Annotated in this window: 19 protein-coding genes; 3 read left to right on the top strand and 16 right to left on the bottom strand. The window is 55.8% G+C overall.

What is annotated here, in order from left to right:
- Nucleotides 1-4 precede the first annotated feature (4 nt).
- The 6 genes from HW273_RS01365 to HW273_RS01340 form a co-directional block, all read right to left on the bottom strand.
- Complete coding sequence (locus tag HW273_RS01365) at nucleotides 5-883, bottom strand: amino acid ABC transporter substrate-binding protein (protein WP_179010012.1); 879 nt, start codon at nucleotides 881-883, stop codon at nucleotides 5-7.
- 190 nt (nucleotides 884-1,073) lie between these two features.
- Nucleotides 1,074-2,054, bottom strand: a complete 981-nt coding sequence (locus HW273_RS01360) for a hypothetical protein (RefSeq protein WP_179010010.1) — start codon at nucleotides 2,052-2,054, stop codon at nucleotides 1,074-1,076.
- A 150-nt stretch (nucleotides 2,055-2,204) separates the two neighbouring features.
- The gene (gene tig, locus HW273_RS01355; RefSeq protein ID WP_179010008.1) at nucleotides 2,205-3,398 is read right to left on the bottom strand and encodes a trigger factor; all 1,194 of its coding nucleotides are present in this window, start codon (nucleotides 3,396-3,398) and stop codon (nucleotides 2,205-2,207) included.
- 120 nt (nucleotides 3,399-3,518) lie between these two features.
- Complete coding sequence (locus HW273_RS01350) at nucleotides 3,519-4,910, bottom strand: aminopeptidase (RefSeq protein ID WP_179010006.1); 1,392 nt, start codon at nucleotides 4,908-4,910, stop codon at nucleotides 3,519-3,521.
- Between the two features lie 138 nt (nucleotides 4,911-5,048).
- Nucleotides 5,049-5,789: a signal peptidase I gene (gene lepB / locus HW273_RS01345; RefSeq protein ID WP_179010004.1), complete on the bottom strand. Its 741-nt coding sequence runs from the start codon at nucleotides 5,787-5,789 to the stop codon at nucleotides 5,049-5,051.
- Nucleotides 5,786-6,121: a DUF3783 domain-containing protein gene (locus HW273_RS01340; protein WP_179010002.1), complete on the bottom strand. Its 336-nt coding sequence runs from the start codon at nucleotides 6,119-6,121 to the stop codon at nucleotides 5,786-5,788. The genes lepB and HW273_RS01340 overlap by 4 nt, the downstream gene beginning before the upstream one ends.
- A 122-nt stretch (nucleotides 6,122-6,243) precedes the next feature.
- Between HW273_RS01340 and HW273_RS01335 the strand changes: the two genes are divergently transcribed.
- From HW273_RS01335 to HW273_RS01325, 3 genes are all read left to right on the top strand, one after another.
- Entirely contained in the window at nucleotides 6,244-7,164 is a 921-nt protein-coding gene (locus tag HW273_RS01335) for an HAD hydrolase family protein (RefSeq protein WP_179010000.1), read from the top strand.
- 89 nt (nucleotides 7,165-7,253) lie between these two features.
- On the top strand, nucleotides 7,254-7,811 hold the full coding sequence (locus HW273_RS01330; protein ID WP_179009998.1) for an HD domain-containing protein: 558 nt from the start codon (nucleotides 7,254-7,256) through the stop codon (nucleotides 7,809-7,811).
- A gap of 71 nt (nucleotides 7,812-7,882) precedes the next feature.
- Nucleotides 7,883-8,077, top strand: a complete 195-nt coding sequence (locus HW273_RS01325; RefSeq protein ID WP_179009996.1) for a hypothetical protein — start codon at nucleotides 7,883-7,885, stop codon at nucleotides 8,075-8,077.
- 87 nt (nucleotides 8,078-8,164) lie between these two features.
- Here HW273_RS01325 and HW273_RS01320 read toward each other — a convergent pair whose 3' ends face one another.
- The 10 genes from HW273_RS01320 to HW273_RS01275 all read right to left on the bottom strand — a co-directional run bounded on the left by HW273_RS01320 (nucleotide 8,165) and on the right by HW273_RS01275 (nucleotide 20,137).
- Nucleotides 8,165-9,157: an MBL fold metallo-hydrolase gene (locus tag HW273_RS01320; RefSeq protein WP_179009994.1), complete on the bottom strand. Its 993-nt coding sequence runs from the start codon at nucleotides 9,155-9,157 to the stop codon at nucleotides 8,165-8,167.
- Nucleotides 9,158-9,289: 132 nt separating this feature from the next.
- Nucleotides 9,290-10,486 (bottom strand): electron transfer flavoprotein subunit alpha, encoded by a 1,197-nt coding sequence (locus tag HW273_RS01315; RefSeq protein ID WP_179009992.1) that lies wholly within the window; start codon nucleotides 10,484-10,486, stop codon nucleotides 9,290-9,292.
- Between the two features lie 21 nt (nucleotides 10,487-10,507).
- A complete protein-coding gene (etfB, locus tag HW273_RS01310; RefSeq protein ID WP_179009990.1) occupies nucleotides 10,508-11,293 on the bottom strand; it encodes an electron transfer flavoprotein subunit beta in 786 nt (261 codons plus the stop codon).
- A 25-nt stretch (nucleotides 11,294-11,318) separates the two neighbouring features.
- On the bottom strand, nucleotides 11,319-12,464 hold the full coding sequence (locus tag HW273_RS01305) for an acyl-CoA dehydrogenase family protein (protein WP_179009988.1): 1,146 nt from the start codon (nucleotides 12,462-12,464) through the stop codon (nucleotides 11,319-11,321).
- 102 nt (nucleotides 12,465-12,566) lie between these two features.
- Entirely contained in the window at nucleotides 12,567-14,171 is a 1,605-nt protein-coding gene (locus HW273_RS01300; RefSeq protein ID WP_179009986.1) for a class I adenylate-forming enzyme family protein, read from the bottom strand.
- A 219-nt stretch (nucleotides 14,172-14,390) separates the two neighbouring features.
- The gene (locus tag HW273_RS01295; protein WP_179009984.1) at nucleotides 14,391-15,623 is read right to left on the bottom strand and encodes a CaiB/BaiF CoA transferase family protein; all 1,233 of its coding nucleotides are present in this window, start codon (nucleotides 15,621-15,623) and stop codon (nucleotides 14,391-14,393) included.
- Between the two features lie 88 nt (nucleotides 15,624-15,711).
- On the bottom strand, nucleotides 15,712-16,881 hold the full coding sequence (locus HW273_RS01290; protein WP_179009982.1) for a YkvI family membrane protein: 1,170 nt from the start codon (nucleotides 16,879-16,881) through the stop codon (nucleotides 15,712-15,714).
- Nucleotides 16,882-16,906: 25 nt separating this feature from the next.
- Nucleotides 16,907-18,016: a 2-hydroxyacyl-CoA dehydratase subunit D gene (locus tag HW273_RS01285; RefSeq protein ID WP_179009980.1), complete on the bottom strand. Its 1,110-nt coding sequence runs from the start codon at nucleotides 18,014-18,016 to the stop codon at nucleotides 16,907-16,909.
- A complete protein-coding gene (locus tag HW273_RS01280) occupies nucleotides 18,013-19,254 on the bottom strand; it encodes a 2-hydroxyacyl-CoA dehydratase subunit D (protein WP_179009978.1) in 1,242 nt (413 codons plus the stop codon). Before HW273_RS01280 ends, HW273_RS01285 begins: the two co-directional genes overlap by 4 nt.
- A gap of 100 nt (nucleotides 19,255-19,354) precedes the next feature.
- Complete coding sequence (locus tag HW273_RS01275) at nucleotides 19,355-20,137, bottom strand: acyl-CoA dehydratase activase (RefSeq protein ID WP_179009976.1); 783 nt, start codon at nucleotides 20,135-20,137, stop codon at nucleotides 19,355-19,357.
- Between the last annotated feature and the right edge of the window lie 79 nt (nucleotides 20,138-20,216).

Below are 20,216 nucleotides of genomic sequence, written 5' to 3'. Positions count from 1 at the left end.
TTCCTTATTTCAGTGTGAATACCGCAGCATCTCCGAACCATTCCTTGGAGATATCCTCCACGATGCCGTCCGCCTTCATTTCGAGAAGCGCCTCCTTCACCGCGGCGGCAAGGGCATCCTCCCCCTTCTTGAAGCCGATGCCGTACTCCTCGGCAGAGAGCTTCTCGTCGAGAATCCGCATATTCTTTCCGGAGGAGGTGATCTGATAGCCCGCTACGACAGAGTCCATGCATACCGCGTCCGCCGCGCCCGACTCGAGATCCATCAGCGCGGTATTGTAGTCCGCGACCTCCGTCAGCGTCCCGAAGCTTCCCCTGAGTGCTGCATTCGCTTCCTCGTTCAATGCAGCGAGCCCAGAGGAATCCTTCTGTACCTCGACCGCCTTCCCTGCAAGGTCTGCGAGCGTCTTGATCTCCGCGTCCGCATTGACCACGAAGACCTGATTGTTCGCCATATACGGGCCAACCCAGCTGTAGGCATCCTCTCTGCCCTGCATCGTGAAGCCGTTCCAGATGCAGTCAATGTTGCCGGACTCCAGCTCCATATCCTTCGCATCCCAGTTGATCGGCTGTGCGACGAACTCCAGCCCGAGCCGCTTCGCGACCTCTGATGCCAACGCAAGGTCGTATCCGGTGTACTGTCCGTCTGCTCCCACGAAGCCCATCGGCGGAAACTCCTGGTCGAAGCCTACGGTGAACTTCCCGGACGCGGTCTGCACCGCGCTCCCGGAAGCCTCCTTTTCCGTTTCCGCTGCACTGCCGCTCTCCGCCCCGCCCGCCGTCTCCGCAGAGGCTTCGGTACCCGCGGCGCCGGAGGTGCCGCACGCCGTCAGCGCCAGTGTCATCAGCATCGTTCCCATGAAGATAAGTCCGCTCTTTTTCATAATTCCTCCTCTGCTTCCCGTTTTCCTTCATTGTTTGCTTTTATGATTTATCACTTTATCATAGTAAAGTCACGCTGTCAAGAAGAAAAATCAAAATCAGCGGCAGGAAAACCTGCCGCTCTGAGATTCTGCGCCATCCGGTAAACACAGTTCACTGTTGCCGCTCTTCTATTATCGTTCCTGAATACGATCAGTCCGGAGCCCCCAGTTCAATCTTCGGATTCTTCTCACCGATCCGCCGCATAATTTCATGCAGATTGTCGAGAGTCGCCTCGCTCTTCTTTTTGGAGAAGGTCGTAAACTTCTCTCGCGCACAATTGATCTGCTTTCCATCCGTGAGGCGGATAATCAGATTCGCGCCATCCTTCATTCCATTTGTATAGTGCTTCACGACAAATACCCGACTGATTTCCGAATAGCTCACCGCCTTGAAGCCGTCCTCCATATGGATGAGATGATTCGGCGTAAGATACATCTTTTCCGTCGGATAGTAAGCCGTCGCCGGATCGTCCATCTCCTTCTGATACTGCTGCCGCTCTACATCTCCCAAAGCGTCATAGCTTCCCGCTCTTCTCCGCCCCGTCACGAAGAGATACAGCCCTCCGAGCAGCATGATCGCTCCGGCGCCGAAGACATACTTGTAAGGCGCCTTCCCGAGAAAGCCCGTAAGCCCGGCAGAACGCGTATCAAGCACAACTGCTCCGAAATACTGCTGGAAGTTATCATAGTCCAGCTCCAGCTCACTGTCATTTTCTTCAAAAACCTCTATCGTATACCGGATAACCTCTCCCGGGATCTCCTCGGTGAAGCCCTCCAGACGAACCTTCTGCCCATTGTCCAGCTGCTGCTCGATCTGATCCAGATGCTTATCCCGTACTACCGCGAGGAACATATACTTGTCCTCGGTCGTGAATACCACATAGTCCGAGTGCTTGCTCGACGCAGTCACGCCATAATAGTCCGTAACATCGATCGCGCTGTATATTCCTGCCGCTTCTCCCACGCCGGTGGAGAAGCCGTCCTCCAGATCCGCCGGCGCCCTCATCGTCTTCATCCCGGTATATCCAAAAAACGCCAGCGCTGCAATCCCTGCAATACACAGCAGAGCACCCAGAATACTCCTTCGCTTTCCCGCCCTGTACTGTGAATCAAATCCCACTTTCTTTGCCATACTTCCCCCATCTTTTCCTTTTTCTCATTACTGCATAACTGCCCATCTATTTTACGCCCTGCGCCAAAGAACAAAAACAAAAAGTTTTTAATACTCCTATAAAAATCGGGCAGAACCGTTCTGCTGCTCTGCCCGAAGCCATGCCTTCTCTCAGCCTGCCGCGCTTTCCGCTGCGCTGCTCTCCGGCGCCTTCTCCTCGATCTTTACCCTGACATTAGACTCGATATAGTCCATGACTGCGCCGTTGACCGCCTCATTCTCCACGGCCTCCTGTCCGAACTGATCGATCAGCTCCTGCTTATTGTAGCTTCTGCCGCTCATTCTGGAGATATCCGAGAGCAGGTCGTCCATCAGTGCGTCGTTCAGACTGATGCTCTGCTCCGCAGCGAGCTTGTGCAGAACGAAGTACTGCTTCGCATACTCTGCGCCCTCCGACTCCATCTCTTCCTTGAAGCTCTCCACCGTCATGCCGTACATATTGATCATGGAGGCGAGGTCGAAGCCGTAGCCCTTCATCTGCTGGATCTGTGCATTCAGGACATAGGCAGTTCCGTACTCCTTCATAGCATCGGAAAGCTCGATCGAAGCCGCGTCCACGATCTTCATCAGAGCGTCCTGCTGGATACCGGAATGATAGCTGTAGGAATGGTTATAAGCGAGCTGCTCCCGGGTTTTCTGCCGAAGCTCTTCCACCGTCTCCGCGTCGATTTCCGCATTGTCCTTCACCCACTCGTCCGTAAGCGCCGGCACACGCTTGACCGCGTTCACGGTAACCTCGAACTCCGCCGGCTTTCCGGCGAGCTCCGCCTTTCCATAGTCCTCCGGGAAGGTCACCTTAACGGTCACCTTATCGCCCTTTCTCCTCCCGAAAAGCTGCCCCTCGAAGCCGTCGATGAAGCTGCCGGAGCCGAGCTTCAGATCATAACCGCTCGCCGTCCCGCCGTCGAAGGCAACGCCGTCTATCGTCCCCACATAGTCGATATTGACGGTATCTCCCTCCACGCTGTCCCCCGGAACCTCCACGAGCTTCGCGGAAAGCAGCGCCTGTATCTGATTGTCGACCTCCTCGTCTGTCACTTCCTCCTCCGGGCTGCTGATCACCTCGATACTGCTAAGCTCTGGAAGCGTGATCGTCCCCATTTCAGAGAGCGCCGGTGCCGCAGGCACCGTCATTTCCTCCAGTGCCTTCAGCTCCGGATCGTCCGCGGAAACCTGCCCCGCCGACTGTGCTTCGCTGCTCTCCTGTGCGCTGCTCGTCTCCGTATTGCTCTTCTTCCCGCAGGCGCCTGCCAGCATTACGACAGTAAGTCCCGCAAAAAGCAGCAGTAAGCTTCTTTTCTTCATCCTCTTCTCCTTATTTCTATTTCTTTCTGTGCTTTCATTTTCACAGAAACGAACGGAGCTCGCCGCCCGTCCGCCGCGAAAATGAGAAAAAGGGAGTGGAAAGCCCGCTCCCTCCGTTCCTCAACGATTGAATGCCTTGAAGGCAAGGTAGGTATGATATACGTCGAGCTTCGCAGTGATCTCCAGCGGCGCATGCATCGCCAGCACCGGTACGCCCAGATCGACGGTATCGACATTGAGATTCCCCATGAACTGCGCGATCGTCCCGCCGCCGCCCTCATCGACCTTGCCGAGCTCGCCGATCTGCCACATCACATTCGCCTCATCCATATACGCGATCACTCTCTGCATGGTTTCCGCACTGGCATCATTGGAGCCGGACTTGCCGCGGGCGCCGGTATACTTCGTAAGCACCGGGCCATGGTTTAAGTAAGAAGCATTCTGCGGCTCGAAAACATCCGGGAAGGTCGGATCGAACGCCGCATTGACATCGGCGGAGAGGCAGAGAGAATGCCGCAGCACATCGCGCACCCGCTCCCCCTCGCACTCTATGAGATCCTCCAGATAGTGCAGCAGCGCGTCACCCGCCATGCCGGTATTGCCGACGGAGCCGATCTCCTCCTTATCCGTGAGCAGGGTAACGGTCGTAAACTCCGGCTCCCTGCACTCGAGCTCTGCCATCACCGCCGTATAGGCGCAGACCTTATCATCCTGCCCATACGCACCGATCAGCGAACGATCCAGCCCGATATCCACCGCCTTCTGCGCGGGAACCATCGTCAGCTCCGCACGGAGGAAGTCCTTCTCGGTCATACCGTAACGCTCATGGAGAAGAGAAAGCACCTTGAGCTTGAACGCCGCCTTAAGCTCCGGGTCAGCGATTGGAGTCGAGCCGAGAAGGATATTCAGCTCCTCCCCCTTCAGCCCTTCCTTCAGCGGCCGCTCATTCTGCTTCGCGGAGAGATGCGGCAGCAGATCGGAGACGACAAAAACCGGATCTCCCTCCTGCTCCCCGAGCGTAAGGTCCATGAAGGAGCCGTCCGCGAGCATCACTCTTCCATGCAGTGCGAGCGGCGTGACACCCCACTGGTACTTACGGATGCCGCCGTAGTAGTGCGTCTTCAGGTAGGAAAGCTCCTCCTTCTCATAGAGGGGGTTCGGCTTGATATCCAGTCTCGGGGAATCGATATGCGCGATATTGAAGTGTACTCCCTCGGAGAAGCCCTTTCGTCCGATCGTCGTGAGGATGATATTCTTGCCGCGGTTTACGGCATAGACCTTCTCTCCCGTCCGGTACTTTTTCCCTCTCTCAAACGGCACATAGCCCGCCTTCTTCGCCAGCTCCTCCGTATAGCGCACGCACTCGCGCTCGATCTTCGAATGATTCAGGAAGGTCTTGTAGCCCTCCGCGAAGACCTGCGCCTTCTCGAGCTCCTCCGGCCTCTCCATGCCGATATGCTTCATCTTATAGCAGAGCTGCTCTTCCAGCTTCTGCCCTTCTGTTTTTGCCATATACTTAGCTCCTTTCCCGCCGAAGCCCGCAGCCGGGACTCACAGCTTCTCTGATTCTAGCATCGTTCTGTGTTCTTTCTGTGAAGATACGCCGGCGCGCTGTCATTCCCTCTGTCATTCCGGAACAACTCCGCTGCGTCATTTCACCGGCCCGATCTCCCGCAGCGGCCAGTATTTAAAATACACCTTCGCCAGCATTTTGTCACGCTTCACAAAGTTATTCTCCCCCCAGTAGCGGGCATCCATGGAATTGTTCCGGTTGTCGCCGAGCATGTAGTAGCAGTCCTCCGGCACCGTGAGATCCACCTCCGGGAACTGCGCGCCATCTACGAGCATCGGCTCCGGCAGATACAGCTCCTCCTGCTCCTCTCCATTGACATAGAGCTTCCCCACCGGAACCATCCCGCTTTCGGAGCGCACCGGCAGCTTCGAGATCTCCTCTGCGGGAACCTCTCCGGTTCTCCGGATCTCGATATGGTCTCCCGGCATCCCGATCACCCGCTTCACATAGTAGATGACCTGATTCCTCCTATCCGCCCTGCCGCAGTCCGGACAGACCCCTTCCTCCGTCTCCCGGTAGACCCTGCCGTCATTCCGGCACTTATATCCATAGATGAAGATCGCAACATCGCCCCGCTGCACCTCTCCGAAGGTATAATGCAGTCTCGATCCGATGACGCGGCTCCCCGCCATGATTGTATTCTCCATGGAACCGGTCGGAATGTTGGAATTCGCGATCAGGAAATGATTGATGAGAAATGCCGCCACCGCCGCAAAGACGATAATCTTCCCCCATTCCAGAAGCTCCGAAACCAGACCGCCCTTTTTCGGCTTCCCCTCTGCCGCCGTTCTTTTCTTCTTTCCTTCCTCCACTCTCATTGCCCTGCCTTTCCATGCCGATGCATTTCCTCATGCTCCGCCCGGAGCTCCTCATAGAGCTGTCGGAGCGTCCAGCACGCATTCCTCTCCGTCTCGACGCACTTATAATCGATACGGACGCCCGCCCGCCTGAGCGCAGAGAGGAAGGCGCCGACCTCATCCCTGCCGAAGCCGCGCAGCTTCAGAAGCTCCGCATCCTCCGGGAGCGTGCCCAGCTCCTCCTCTGTCACCGTTTCCAGCTTCACGCCGTGCATGACTGCGCACGCCGCGAGCTTTCGCATCTTGTCTTTTTCCGCTTCTTTCTTATTTATATAGAGCAGTCTTCGTTCCAATCCGACTCCTTTCCACCGCTTTTCCGCCGTATTCCCCGCAGGGATGCTGCAGGCTGCGATACTCTGCATTCTAGCATTGATGCAGGGTTGACGCAATCCTCTCTTTCCGATACACTCTGCCTATGATTAAGATAATATTCTTCGACATTGACGGAACCCTGCGCCCCTTCGAGACCGGTGTGATCCCGGAGAAAAGCCGGCAGGCGATCCGCGCCGCACGGGAATCCGGCATCCTCACCTGTATCGCGACCGGCAGGCACTGGCTGGAGCTTCATACGGAAAATCTGATCGACCATCTGCCCTTCGACGCCTTCGTTACGCTGGACGGAAACTACTGCTATATTCTTCCGGAGGGAAGCAGCACACGGCAGCACAGCAGGATCTTCGGCTCTGCCTCCGCAGCGCTTCCTGCGGATGACTGCTACTTCGACCCGCAGTACGGCACTGTCCTGCACAAAAGCCCGATCCCGCAGCATACGATCCGGACGCTTGCCGACTTCCTCTCGGAGCATTCCTTTCCGGTGATCTTCGAGGAGGAGCGGCGCATCTATGTGAATTATGTCAATGACGACCTCCGTCGGAGCTTCGACGCAATCCACTCTCCGATCCCGGAGCTCGGTCTGATCGAGGACGCACTGGAAAATCCGATCTACATGCTGATCCCGATCCTTCCCTACGCGGACTCCCTGCATCTTTCGGCGCGTCTTCCGGAATGCCAGATCGTTCGCTGGTCGGACGGGCTCTCCTTCGATCTGACACCGAGAGGCATCGACAAGGTCTATGGGGTAGACAGGGTTTTACAGCACTACGGCATCGACCGATCCGAGACTGCCGCCATCGGAGACGGGCTGAACGACATCGATATGCTCCGGCACGTCGGACTGGGGATCGCGATGGGCAACGCCAAGGATGAATGCAAGCAGGCCGCGGATTATGTCGCCCCGCACATCCTTTCGGACGGACTGAGTCACGCGGTAGAGCTGATCCTGGAAAGGAATCGGAGGGAAGGCAGATACGCGCCCGGCACCGGCGCTGTTTTCTGAACTTTTTCAAAAGAAACTTGCAATGCCGTCGGAAATGCAGTATAGTGGCACTGTTTTAAAGTTCAGGCTGCATACAGAAAGGCTGTGCTATGACGCTATCCGATGATGCCGTAAGGTTCGCCGCTTCCTACACCGAGATTACGAGAAATCCAAGTTATTTGCAGCTGCTTACCGTACCTCGGCATGGCAGCACCAATACCTATGATCACAGCGTCCGCGTCGCGCAGCTGGCACACAGGCTCGCGCCAAAGCTGGGGATCGACCCGGACAGTGCCGCCCGCGTCGGGCTGCTGCACGATTTCTGTCTCGTAGATTACCATAAAAACGACAAGGACAGCGGGCATGACGGACGCTGGTACTGCTTCTACCATCCGGAGGATGCCGTAAAGAATTCCCTCGCAGCGGGCTTCCCGCTCTCCCGAAAGGAGCAGCAGGCGATCCGGAGCCACATGTTTCCGCTCGCAAGCTCCGTCCCGAGCTCCCGTCTCGGCTGTCTGCTCACCCTCTGTGACAAGGCGATTGCAGCGCAGGAGTCCTTCGCAGGTGCGGCAGAGAGCTATGTCCGCTTCAAGCTTCTGCTGAGCCTCGGAAGTGCGAGAGCGGTGCGCGTGGTTCGCCGGAATACCTACGATCGCTTCTTCGGCTGATCGAGGATAGGCGAGGAAACCGGAGCCTTATACAGTAAATGACAAATGAAATTCCAGGAGGAAAACGATTTATGAGTAAGCCAACAATGACTGTAATCATTACCCTGATTTTCGCAGCGGTTCTCGCAGGACAGCTCGCTATGATAAAAATAGCGAAAGCCAAGGGCTGGACGATTCGAATCCGTCCGTTCTACCTTCTGGCCTGTGCGGTTGTAGTTGTTCTGGGGATTTATTCTATCATCACAGGCAATTATATATTAGGCTGATTTTTCCCTCTTGACGCTCCCGATCGGGAGCGTTTTTTTTCCCTTGTCCTTCCCATGGAGCAATTATCGCGTGCCTCCGATCCGATCCTATATCTCGTAGTGCATTCTCCCTTCTTCCATTTTCCGGCTGACTGCGCCTCTAAGGCGAAGATAATCCAGATGGGCTATCGTTTCCCCCACCGCGAACCATTTCTGGCTTTTGGGCGCATCCTCCCAGCTCTTACCCTGCATGCGCCACTGTGCTCCTGATGCGATCTGATATGCCGTCATTCCCGGCTTCTGCCGGATTTCCGCGAGCATCTGCTCCAGCCGGATGCAGTGGTGCCGTTTCAGCTCTGCGATTCTTTCACGAAGCCCCCTTCCTGCTCCCCTGTGGCCCGGGAGCGGTATACTGACCGAAAGCGCAGATATCCTGTCCAGACTGTTCAGATAGTCTCCCAGAGAATCCTCTACCCCTATCCAGTTGGTGATATTCGGGGAAATATCGAAAAGGACATGGTCCCCCAGGATCAGGATCTCCTTCTCCGGCAGATACAAACTCATATGCCCCGGAGAATGTCCTCTGGTATCCATAAATACCCACTCCCATGCCCCGATCCTGCAGCGCTCCCCATCCTTCACGAAGCCGGCGGGAAACATACGCTTCGGCATATAAATCCGGGAGGGATTGACCTGCCGCACCTGCTCCAGCTCCGCCATGGGGAAGCCCTCCGACAGAAACCGCCTCTCCCCCTGCTCCCAATAGTCCCCCTCCAGATGCCCGGCACACATCCGATACTCTGTCTCCGACAGCAAAACCTGATTTTCCGGCCGCATAATGTCCGGAACAGAGCCCATATGATCTGTATGGCAGTGCGTGATGAAAATCCGCATCCGCCCCCTATCCACATTGAGTATCCGAAGCACCTCCTCCATGGCACAGATGCATATCGGATGCCGAAAGCCGGTATCCACCAGCAGGCTTTCTCCCTGCGATCGGATCAAGTAGGCATTCAGGCTTCGGAGAGGACTGTCCGGCAAAGGAATTGGCAGGCAATATACCTCCGGCTCGCGGCAAATGATCCGGATTTTTTCCGTCATACGTTTTCTCCTTCCCTCTGCTTCACGAATATGCCTGCCGCCCCGTCTCTTTCCGTACCGAAGCATGGCATTGATAAATGCCGCCGGCGAGCCTCCCCGCCGACGGCATTTCTGTCTGCTGCTTGCAGCTGCCTATTTCTTTTCCTCATACTGCTCCAGCTCGGACAGAATCGCCGGAATGACCTTGTAGAGATCCCCTACGATGCCAATGTCGGCGATGTCAAAGATCGGTGCGCTCTCATTTTGGTTGATCGCGACGATCAGCTTCGAATCCTTCATTCCTGCCGCGTGCTGGATCGCTCCGCTGATTCCGCAGGCGAAATAGATGTCCGGACGGACTGTCGTCCCCGTCTGCCCCACCTGATAGGCGTGGTCGATCCATCCGGCATCCACCGCAGCTCTCGATGCCCCGACAGTTCCTCCCATGCGGTCTGCCAGTTTCCGAAGCAGGTCAAAGCCCTCCTTTCCACCCAGTCCCATACCGCCGGAAACGATCACCTTGGCATCGCTCAAGGATACCGTTTCCTTCGCGCTCTTGACGATCTCCAGAATCCTGGTGCGGATCTCTCCTTCTTTGAACTCTGCAGAAAGCCGGATCGTCTCTCCGGTTCTTCCCGCATCCCTTACCGGCTTTTCCATCACGCCGGGACGTACCGTAGACATCTGCGGACGATGCTTCGGGCACTGAATCGTCGCCATCAGATTGCCGCCGAAGGCCGGTCTCGTCTGGAGGATGCCCTTGGTTTCCGGATCGATCTCCAGCCTGGTGCAATCCGCAGTCAGTCCTGTCCCGCAGCGGACTGCCAGACACGGCCCCAGATCCCTGCCGATATGCGTCGCGCCCAGCAGTACGATCTCCGGACGATAACGCTGAATGGCCTCGTATATCACCTTCGTATAGGCGTCCGTCCGATAGGTTCTGAGCTCCGGACTATCCGCGTAGTAGACCTTTTCCGCGCCATATGCATAGAGCTCCGGAATCAGCGCCTCCACCTGCTCGCCGCAGAGCACAGCACAGAGCTCGCAGCCCACCTGATCTGCCAGCTTTCTCCCCTCTCCCAGCAGCTCCAGCGCCACGCTCATCAGCTTTCCGTCTCTCTGCTCCGCGAATACCCAGACCCCATGGTATGCGCTCAGATCGATCTCGCTCTTTTCCTCCTCGGTCTGGAATATGGCATCAAAGGGGCAGGCTGCGATACACTGCTTGCAGCTGGTGCAGGACATCCCGATCTCCGCCTTTCTGTCTACCATGGTGATGGCGTCGAAGGGGCAGACCTTCACACATTTTGTACATCCTCTGCATTTTTCTTTATTTACAATAACTGCCATGTGATTTTCCCTCCTGTTCCATCAGACCAGATGCTTTTCCGCCAGCTTTTCCACCAGCTTCCCTGCCATTTCCTCCACCGTTCCGGAGAGCATTTCTCCCTTCCCCTTCTGCGGAGGCGTAAAGGAGCGGAAGACCTGCGTCGGCGAAGCATTCAGACCGCAGTCCCTGGGATCCAGTTCCACATCCTCATGATTCCATACCGTGATCTCCTTTTGGTATGCATCCACAATGGAGCCGACCGACATATATCTCGGAGTATTCAGCTCCTTCACGCAGGTGAGCAGACAGGGCATCTGTACCTCCAGAACCTCATAGCCGTCCTCCAGCTGCCGCTGTACCTCTACTGCATTTCCCTTCACCTCATAATGCTGTACATAGGACACCTCGGGAAGCCCCAGTCTCTGCGCCACCTGCGGACCTACCTGTGCCGTATCTCCGTCTATGGCCTGCCGACCCGCGAAGATCAAATCCACATCGCCCACCTTTTTGATGCCTGCCGCGATCGTCGTCGAGGTCGCACAGGTATCTGCGCCGCCGAAGGCACGGTCGGAAAGCAGATAGGCATGATCCGCCCCCATTGCCAGGCATTCCCGCAGCATATATCCCGCCTGCGGCGGCCCCATGGTAATCACGTCCACTACGATCTCCGGGTCCCTGTCCTTCATCTGCAGCGCCGCCTCCAGAGCATTGGCGTCATCCGGATTCAGAATACTGGGAACCCCCTCCCGGATCAGCGTTCCCTTTACCGGATCGATCTTCACTTCATTGGTATCCGGAACCTGTTTCACACAAACCAGAATCTTCATCTTTCTATGACCTCCTGACCTTGGGTTATTTTTTAAGCAATGTCCTGCCGATTACCATCTGCTGCACCTGGCTGGTTCCCTCATAAATCGTAAAGATCCGGCAGTCACGGAAATACCGTTCGATCTTGTAGTCCTTGATGTAGCCGTAGCCTCCATGGATCTGCAGCGCCTTCTGCGCGATTTCATTGCAGACCTCCGAGGCATAGTACTTCGCCATAGAAGCGTTCATCGTCGCATTCTGTCTGGTATCCATCATGTATGCTGCCTTATACACCAGCTGCTTCGCCGCCTCCAGCTTGGTCGCCATCTCCGCAAGCATGAACTGAATTGCCTGAAACTGTCCGATAGGCCTTCCGAACTGCTTTCTGTCCTTGGCATAGCTTACCGCCTCGTCCAGACAGGCCTGCGCCACGCCGATCGACTGCGCCGCAACACCCAAACGACCGGTATTCAGCGTATTCATGGCAATCTTCATGCCGTCCCCTTCCTCGCCCAGACGGTCGCACTCCGGCACCACCGCATTTTCCATGATAATATCGGAGGTCGCACAGCCGATGATTCCCATTTTATTTTCGCCCTTGCCGCAGGAGACACCCGGCGCATGCATATCCAGCACGAAGGCGGAAAGCCCTCTGGGACCAGCCTCTCCCGTTCTGGCGAAGATCACCGCATAATCCGACAGCGGAGCCATGGTAATGAAGCACTTCCGTCCATTCAGAATGTAATGCTCACCCTCTTTTCTTGCCGTCGTCTGCACGCCTCCCGCATCGGAGCCGGCTCCCGGCTCTGTCAGAGCAAATGCCAGCTTCTTCTCGCCGGTCACCACCGGCCTCAGATATTTTTCCTTCTGCGCATCGTTCCCCGCCAGAAGCAGCGGCCCTCCGGAAAGAGAATTCGGGCTGGACACATAGATGCTTGCCACGGCGGACACTCTGGAGATTTCCTCCATCACCAGCACGTATGCCCGGGCATCCGCTCCCTGCCCGCCCCACTCCTTCGGCGTTTTCACGCCGAAGAAACCGGCCTTTGCCATCTTCTGTAGAACCTCCTCGGGAAATTCACCTGACGCCTCTACCTGATCCAGAAGTTCATCCGTAAACTCCCGTTCCGCGAAGTCTCGGGTCAGTTTTCTGATCAGCTCATGCTGCTCCGTGAAAAAAGCCTCTGCCATTTTCCTTTTACCTCCTGTCAAACGCTTTTCCTGCGGAAACCCCGCCGGAATATTCACCAAACTTATCCTTTTTCGTATCGTATCGCCGTATTGCTAAATCGTTTACATATAACACGCTCTGGCTGTGCGGATCGCCTCCTCCGCCATTTCCCGGATCGCCTTGATATCCGGCTTCCCGCTGGCCGTCTCCGGGAAGCAATCCAGCTGGATGATATATGTCGGCATCTTGTAGGCCGAGAGCCTTGGCGCGAGGAACGCCTGCACCGCATCCGGATCCAGCGTTATTCCCTCCTGCATCTTCATGCAGGCAACCACCTCCTCCTGACGGACGGAGGCCTTGACACCCACGACCTTTACCCTCTGTACGCCCGGAAACTGATCCAGCTCCTCCTCAATTTCCGCAGGAGAGATATTCTCCCCGGAACGGATAATGATGTCCTTCATCCGACCGGAAATATGCAGCGCAGCTCTCTGATCCAGATAGCCCAGATCCCCGGTATGCAGCCACCCGTCCTCCGTAAACGCTCTCGCGGTTTCCTCCGGGCTGTCGAAATAGCCCTGCATCAGGTTGTAGCCCTTCACCTGCACCTCCCCGCTCTCGCCGCAGGCACACTCCCTGCCGCTCCGGATGATCCGGACGCGAACCCCGGGGATCGGGAGGCCGCAGCTCCCCTCCAGAATCTCCTTTTCCGATCCCGGCCTGACGATGGTGACACAGGGGGAGGTTTCCGTCATGCCATAGCTGGGCCGCAGATCCATCCTGCTGAACTTCCCTTTGATTTCCTGATACTCCTCCGCAGAAAAGGCGGAACCCGCTATAATTCCCGAACGAACAGAGCTGCCGTCCCGTCCTCTGTAGCCCTCCTTTCTGACCATAGCCAGAAACATACTGGGCACCCCGTTCAGGATAGTACAGTGCTTCTCCTCGACAGCGTTCCACACCGCCTCCGTCCGGTAGTAGGGCAGAATCTCCATGCTTGCCCCTGACAGAATACATGCCAGAATACCGGCAGTGATGCCGAAGGTATGAAACAGCGGAACCGCAAGGCACATCCTGTCCGCCTCTCCCCAGCCCATGGCATCCCGCATTGCCTCCGCATTTCGAAGCAGACTCTGATGGCACAGCATGACGCCCTTGGGGGCAGCAGTGCTTCCCGAGGTGAACAGCACGCAGGCAGTATCCTCCGGACGAACCGCCTCTTCTCTGGAAAGAAGTCCGCGCCGCAGTGCCTCCCCGGAATACGACGCAGGAAAGTCCGCCTCCGAAAGGGAAGCCTCTCCCTCTCGGTCGATCGGAAGCATCCGCTCCGAGCGCTTCCCCCTTTTGCAGAGGGAGGACAGAATGTCCTTGTATACAAGATCGTGATGCCCCTTCCCATAGAACAGGGTATTCAGAGAGGAACGATTCAGGATTTCCTCCAGCTCTCTCTCGCAGGAGCAGGTATTCAGCAGGAAAGGAACCACCCCGATCTTGACCGCCGCGAGAAAGGTAAAAACCCAGTTCGGACTGTTCACGCCGAGTATGCCGATTCTGTCCCCCTTCTCCAAGCCTCTCTGCATAAGATCGATGGCCAGCAGCTCCGTGATTTCCTCGAAGCGCCGGTAGCTGCAGCTCCATTCCCCCGCGCGCATGGCGGAATGCTCCGGCATTTTATCTGCCCGTTCCCTAAGGCACTCTCCGATTGTCCCTCCTGTTAAAGAATCCATGTGCCTTCCCTTTCATGTATACAAGATGAGTGCGAAGAAAAGTCATGGAAGCCATGACCTTTCTCAAGGGGAAACGCTGACGCATTCCTATTCTTCCTGCCAATCACGCATCCCAACGCCTGCGTGATCCGGCAGGCCGAGCTCTGTCCGGAAGACATCGCACGATTTCGCTGCGCGAAACAACAGGTTTCGTCGGTGTCATCAGCGTTTCCCTATACATTACTTCTGTTCCCGAATATACAATGCCTGGCTGGCGAGCATTGCATCTACCTGCTCGTCCGTATACCCGATCTCCTTCAGAACTTCTCTTCCATGCTCTCCCACATCCGGTCCGCGGTGATATTCCGGTGTCCCCATGTTTTCGAACTTTACCGGAAGTCTGACCAGTCTTCTGGTGTTTCCGCTGCGGAAGGTCATGTCATAGAAGCAGTCGTTGGCCTCCGCCTGCTTATCCTGCAGAATCTCATTCCAGCTCTGCGCGAGTCCAAAGGCAATGTCGTTCTCTGTCAGTCTCCGTTCCATCTCCGCGGCATCATACTTGGCAAACTCCGCCATGACGATATCGTAGACCTCCTGCGTTTTTCCATTCTGCTGGCAGGTCAGGATGGGGAAGTAGACCTCATTCCCGATCAGGTCCTCTCTGCCGATGGCACGCATTACCCTCTCATAGTACATATTGTAATCCGGCGTACAGAGCTGGATGTACCTTCCGTCCTTGGTTTTGAAGCAGTTGTTGGTCGGTGTGGGCGCATTTCTGGCATCGATGGGATAGTTCCTTGCCGCACCGTCATAATTGGAGGCCTGCACCATCATTCCCATGTTGTAAATGGCGGTCTCAAAGAGCGAGGTTTCTACCTTTTCTCCCTCTCCCGTCAGCTTCGCATGATACAGTGCTGCCAGGATACCGGCTGCCAGATTCATTCCCACATTATGATCTCCCAGTCCGGGAACGACATTCTGCGGTCTGTCAGAAGCCTGATGAAGAGAATGGAGATATCCGCCGCGGGCAAAGAAGGCAGTGAAATCGAAGCCCGGAAGATCCCTGTCCGGTCCCTTCTCGCCGTAGCCTGTACAGATCGCGTAAACCAGCTTAGGATACCTTTCCTTCAGGCTTTCATAGTCCAGGTTGAGCTTCTGCAGCGCCTGCACTCTCCAGTTGGTGATCAGCACGTCCGCAGAGGCCAGAAGCTTATGGAATGCCTCCATTCCCTCCGGTGTCTTCATATTCAGAGAAGCACATCTCTTATTGGCATTTTCCAGCTCCCAGGTGGTATTCTCCAGCCAGTCCAGAGGTCTTCCCTCAGAAGGGGCGGTATAGCGGAGCGGATCGCCCTTCGGCGCCTCAATCTTGATTACATCCGCGCCCAGATCTGCCATGAAACGTCCTGCAGATGCAGCGGCAATGAAATTGGCCAGCTCGATGACCTTAACTCCCTCCAACGGTTTACTCATTTTTCCTGTCTCCTTTCCTGCTGGCGCCGCTTCGTTCGAGAGCGAAGCGGCGCGTGGAATGTATATGTGTGATAATCTGCGGGCACGCTTACTCGTCAACCCCCGGAGCCTCGACATGATGCTCCTTCAGGTAACCCTTGCTGATCTTTCTTCTTCCGATGATAATCGCGGTCAGAATGAAGATCGGCAGATTGATATAGCCCAGAATTCTGTAGCCGGTTGACACCAGCTTCAGGATGCCGAAGATTGATGCGAAGCAGCACATCAAGAGCAGTGCGCCGATGAAAATCATATTCTTCATGGTGCTCTTCGTCCCGGTCTTGTTGTAAATCTTGCTGAAGCGGGACAGTCCGCCGAAGCTGAAGCCGACTGCCGTACTCAATACCGCCACAAACACGGTAGCCACATACAAAACGGTCAGCCACTGGAAATGCATTCTGTCCAGAATCGCATAGATCGGCAGCGCCTCCTTGATGATGGAACCGCTCTCAAAGCCGGAAACATTGGTGTAGGAGAACAGCAAAAGCGACAGTACCACCAGCATGATCGCATTGCCGGCGATGCCGGTAATGGCTGCCTTTTTGGACTCGGATCTCTTCGTCAGACCGTCCGCCACAGAGGAGATATTTCCCACTACCGTAGCCTGGAAGGAAGCGTAGAGGACCGCGTTCCATACCGCCGTCAGAAGGCTTCCGGAATTCGGCAGATTCGCAGCGGCGTTTGCGACTGAGCCGCTGAAGTCCGCCTCGCCGAACAGCAGAACAATGATGACGATCAGCGCCAGAATCCCCAGTACCACGAACATCATGTAGGAGGAGGAGCGTCTCACCAGCTCCGAGCCGAAGGCGCAGAGCAGCATGGTGCAGATCACGACTGCAAGCACGCCTACCCAGTAGTTGAGTCCCAGCAGCTTGGAGAACAGACTTCCCACTGCGTTCAGCGAGCCGCCGAGTGCGGTGAAGATCGTGACAATGAAGGAAATGTCATAGAGCACGCCGATCCACTGAATGCCTGTCAGCGTAGAGCCCCATGCCTTGTAGTCGTAGGTCTTGTAGAGTCTGGAAAACTCCATGGAGCAGTACAGCGCATAGCCCAGAAGGCACATCGCCAGAATCGAACACCCTACGCCGAACAGTCCATACTGCGTGTAAAAGGAATTCACCTGTGTTCCGCTGGCGACACCGGGGCCGAAATGCGTCCCCATCCATACGCACGCTACCCCGACAAATACGGGCAAGCCTTTCTTTTTGTTATCCATAGTAACCCCCTTCTTTATATGTGATTTAAAACATTTCCTGAAATGCCTCCAGCATGGTGGCTGCCTGCTCGAAATTCACCATCTGCCTGTCCACCTCTATATTGACATGATGCAGTCCCGCCGCATCACAGGCTCTCTTCAGCGGTACATAGTCGAATTCCTCCGGATCGCAGAACTTCGTCATCAGCACGACCACGCCCTCCGCGCCATGCCGCTTCGCCTGCTCCACGATATAGTCTACGCGCTTCTTTTCCGGATCATAGAGCAGTGTGTCATAATCCATATCTGCGAATTTCTGCGCTATGGCGTCCACAGGATTCCCCTCCTCGGAGGTATCTACTCTGTACTGTCTGGACTCATCCGCCACATCATCAAACACGATCTTGATCTGATTCCGGTCGAAAATCTTCAGGAGCTCCGGCGCATCTGCCAGAATTCCTGTAGTCAGAACCCGAACCCTCTTCGTGTCCTTCGCGCCCTTGCCCAGCTCCTCATTCAGCTGCCGCACCAGCGCCGTATGCTCCTCCGGCTCCATAAACCATGCGCTCTTGAACACATCGCTTCTCTCCTGTGCGGAAAGCTCCGCCTCCGCCGCAGTCTCCGCAAAGGCTCTCATAACACGGTTATGCTCATTGTAGATGCGAATCGACTCCCTAAGAGAAAGCTCGGAGAATCTGGCACCGGTCGCCGCCTCCAGATCCGCAATCACTCTCTCATAACCTGCCTTGGTGAATTTCCTTCCATACTCCGGCTTCCTGTTCTGCGGATAGCTCATAGGAATAAAGGGAATGCCCGGAACCGCATACTTCCAATTCTGCCCCAGCGTCTTCAGCGAGTCGCAGAGCGACGGGATCACAACAGCAGAAACGCCCTCATATTCCCCCTTGATTCCCAGCTCCAGTACGGTCTGCATCACAGAGCAGATAAATGCCGGGAAATATTTCTTGGCTTCATTGACCTGCAAATCCCCGCCCCAGACTCCCATCGGGACGAAGCCCATGGAATGAATGATTTCCTGCGGTGTATAGTACGTCACCGCTACAACCTTTTTTCCCTCCGCGAGATATTTATGCAGCTGCTCCTTCGGAGAAAACGCCGCCCTATGCAGCTCATTCAGAATTTCTCTTGCCGTCATGCCCGTGCCTCCTCCTTCTTTTCCTCCATGATTTCCGTCAGTCCCTGTACCCGCGTATCATACTGCGCTTCCGAGAAGTTTCTCGGATCCGCCTGATCGCCGTCAAAGGACGTTACCGGGATGCCGCAGCGCTCACCTACCTGTCTGGACATCTCCGGCATGAATCCGGACCAGAGCTTGCAGGAACGGTTCGTATGCACCAGAAGTCCCTCTACATGATTGTCCTGACAGAGCTTGATCCGCTTGTCTCTGGCGTGCTCCAGATTCATGCAGTTCGGCACCTCCGCGTAGGCACGGCACATATCCCGGAAGTCCTTATATATGAAGCCGAAGGCATCCGCATAGATGGTCGTCACCATATTGATTCCCCGATCCTTCAGTCCGGAGGAGGTCACACGGAGCCATGGCCAGCAGGCGATTCCCTCAAACATGATCCTGTGCTTCTCTTCTCCGCGGAAGGTGGAATTCCCCGTCTGGTGATTTTCCTCATACTCGCGGTACAGCGTCTCCATTGCCTCCGCCGCTTCCTCCTTGCCCCGTGCCGTCACCATAACCGCCATGTGGTTCAGAAGGTCGAAGCCGTTGAACGGAGACGGAACATACTTGGCGCAGGCCGTCGCATTCAGCCACGCACGGCTGGAGCGTCCGGAGATCTCCATTACCTTTTTAAACTTCTCGTCGCTCCACTTCTTGCCGGTGATCTTTTCCAGCTGATGGATAGCATCCCACATCTGCGCTTCTATGTAGTCGATCTGCGCCTCCGATACCTCATAGTCCGGATTGAAGGGAATGTCGATCATAATCATCGGGATATTCAGCTCATGTGCAATGTTCTCATACCACTTGATCATGCAGTTGCAGATATTATTGCAGCAGAGTACGAAATCCGGCTGCGGCATATCCTGCTCCGGGCAGGACTTCAGCTTCATGTATGCAAGGGAAATTCTGGCATAGGCGCAGATGTCATTGCTGTAGCCGTCTCCCTCTGCCTCCGAACACATTCTCTCCCCGGCACCTCTCGCCGCGATGCCTGCCGCCTGGTTCTCCGGATAACAGACATTGAGCCCCAGTGTCTCCGGGATCTCTACCGGAAAGTTACTGGCTACCCAGCCCACCGGCTCTCCCCGCTTCTTCGCCTCAATCGCGTCTGTGTATGCATCCGCCGCGATCTTCCTGAGTCTCATCTTCGCCGAATTCGGATCCGGTGCCGGCTTGTTTCCCCTGAACTCTTCTGCCATAGTCATTACCTCCTTGTGAGTTCCTTTATCGCTGTATTTTCAGCGGCTCCCTGCCTCCTGACAGTCTCGCCGCCAAACACCTTCCCTCAGCGGGTGCACTCTATCCGCTCTTTCCCGCCTTGTTCGCCGCATAAATGGCCGCACCGAGCGCCCCCATCAGCTGCGCTCTCTCGTCATAGCAGATCTCGACACCCAGCTCCTCTTGCATGGCGTTTCTCACGCCGCCGTTTCTCGCCACGCCGCCGCTCATGCAGACCTTCTCCCGAATGCCGACCCGCTTCGCGAGCGATGCCACCCGTACCGCCACAGACTGGCAGATCCCTGCCACGAGATCCGGAATCGCCACCCCGTTGGCAAGCTGCGAAATCACCTCGGACTCGGCGAATACCGTACAGGTACTGGATATATTGACGATCCGCTCCGCCTTTGCCGCCTCAAGCTCCAGCCGGGATATATCCAGATTCAGAATCGTCGCCATAACATCCAGAAAGCGGCCGGTACCGGCGGCACACTTATCGTTCATCACGAAGTTCTCCATCCTGCCCATCTCATTCAGTGAAATCACCTTGGCATCCTGTCCGCCGATGTCTATCACCGTCCGTACCTCCGGGAAAATGTGGTTCACTCCCAGCGCATGACAGGAAAGCTCACTGATCTGATAGTCCGCCTTTTCATAGGTCTGCCTGCCGTAACCGGTCGCTACCGTGCAGGCAATCTCGCTCTCACGCAGTCCGGACGTAAGAAAAACATTCTCGATCGCCCGGGAAACCCCGTTTGTCCCCACCGTGGCGACAACCAGAGAGGTGGCAAGGATATCCTTTCCGTCCTTCAAAATCACCGCCTTCGAGGTGGTCGAGCCAATATCGATTCCCAATGTCAGCATCTTCTTCTCCATCTTGTATACAAGTTGTCTCAAATATAGAGGGCTTATCTTATATACATGCTTCATTTAAAAATGATCC

The organism is Oribacterium sp. oral taxon 102 (assembly GCF_013394775.1).
Taxonomy (GTDB): Bacteria; Bacillota; Clostridia; order Lachnospirales; family Lachnospiraceae; genus Oribacterium.
This window is presented reverse-complemented; position numbering and strand designations above follow the sequence as displayed.

Coding starts and splice junctions, on each gene's coding strand:
- HW273_RS01320 (WP_179009994.1), bottom strand. CDS start 9,157: ATGACGGAAAAAATCCGGATCATTTGCCGCGAGCCGGAGGTATATTGC.
- HW273_RS01280 (WP_179009978.1), bottom strand. CDS start 19,254: ATGGCAGAAGAGTTCAGGGGAAACAAGCCGGCACCGGATCCGAATTCG.
- HW273_RS01350 (WP_179010006.1), bottom strand. CDS start 4,910: ATGGCAAAAACAGAAGGGCAGAAGCTGGAAGAGCAGCTCTGCTATAAG.
- tig (WP_179010008.1), bottom strand. CDS start 3,398: ATGAAGAAAAGAAGCTTACTGCTGCTTTTTGCGGGACTTACTGTCGTA.
- lepB (WP_179010004.1), bottom strand. CDS start 5,789: ATGAGAGTGGAGGAAGGAAAGAAGAAAAGAACGGCGGCAGAGGGGAAG.
- HW273_RS01325 (WP_179009996.1), top strand. CDS start 7,883: ATGAGTAAGCCAACAATGACTGTAATCATTACCCTGATTTTCGCAGCG.
- HW273_RS01285 (WP_179009980.1), bottom strand. CDS start 18,016: ATGACGGCAAGAGAAATTCTGAATGAGCTGCATAGGGCGGCGTTTTCT.
- HW273_RS01300 (WP_179009986.1), bottom strand. CDS start 14,171: ATGGATTCTTTAACAGGAGGGACAATCGGAGAGTGCCTTAGGGAACGG.
- HW273_RS01360 (WP_179010010.1), bottom strand. CDS start 2,054: ATGGCAAAGAAAGTGGGATTTGATTCACAGTACAGGGCGGGAAAGCGA.
- HW273_RS01290 (WP_179009982.1), bottom strand. CDS start 16,881: ATGGATAACAAAAAGAAAGGCTTGCCCGTATTTGTCGGGGTAGCGTGC.
- HW273_RS01330 (WP_179009998.1), top strand. CDS start 7,254: ATGACGCTATCCGATGATGCCGTAAGGTTCGCCGCTTCCTACACCGAG.
- HW273_RS01365 (WP_179010012.1), bottom strand. CDS start 883: ATGAAAAAGAGCGGACTTATCTTCATGGGAACGATGCTGATGACACTG.
- HW273_RS01315 (WP_179009992.1), bottom strand. CDS start 10,486: ATGGCAGTTATTGTAAATAAAGAAAAATGCAGAGGATGTACAAAATGT.
- etfB (WP_179009990.1), bottom strand. CDS start 11,293: ATGAAGATTCTGGTTTGTGTGAAACAGGTTCCGGATACCAATGAAGTG.
- HW273_RS01295 (WP_179009984.1), bottom strand. CDS start 15,623: ATGAGTAAACCGTTGGAGGGAGTTAAGGTCATCGAGCTGGCCAATTTC.
- HW273_RS01275 (WP_179009976.1), bottom strand. CDS start 20,137: ATGCTGACATTGGGAATCGATATTGGCTCGACCACCTCGAAGGCGGTG.
- HW273_RS01305 (WP_179009988.1), bottom strand. CDS start 12,464: ATGGCAGAGGCTTTTTTCACGGAGCAGCATGAGCTGATCAGAAAACTG.
- HW273_RS01335 (WP_179010000.1), top strand. CDS start 6,244: ATGATTAAGATAATATTCTTCGACATTGACGGAACCCTGCGCCCCTTC.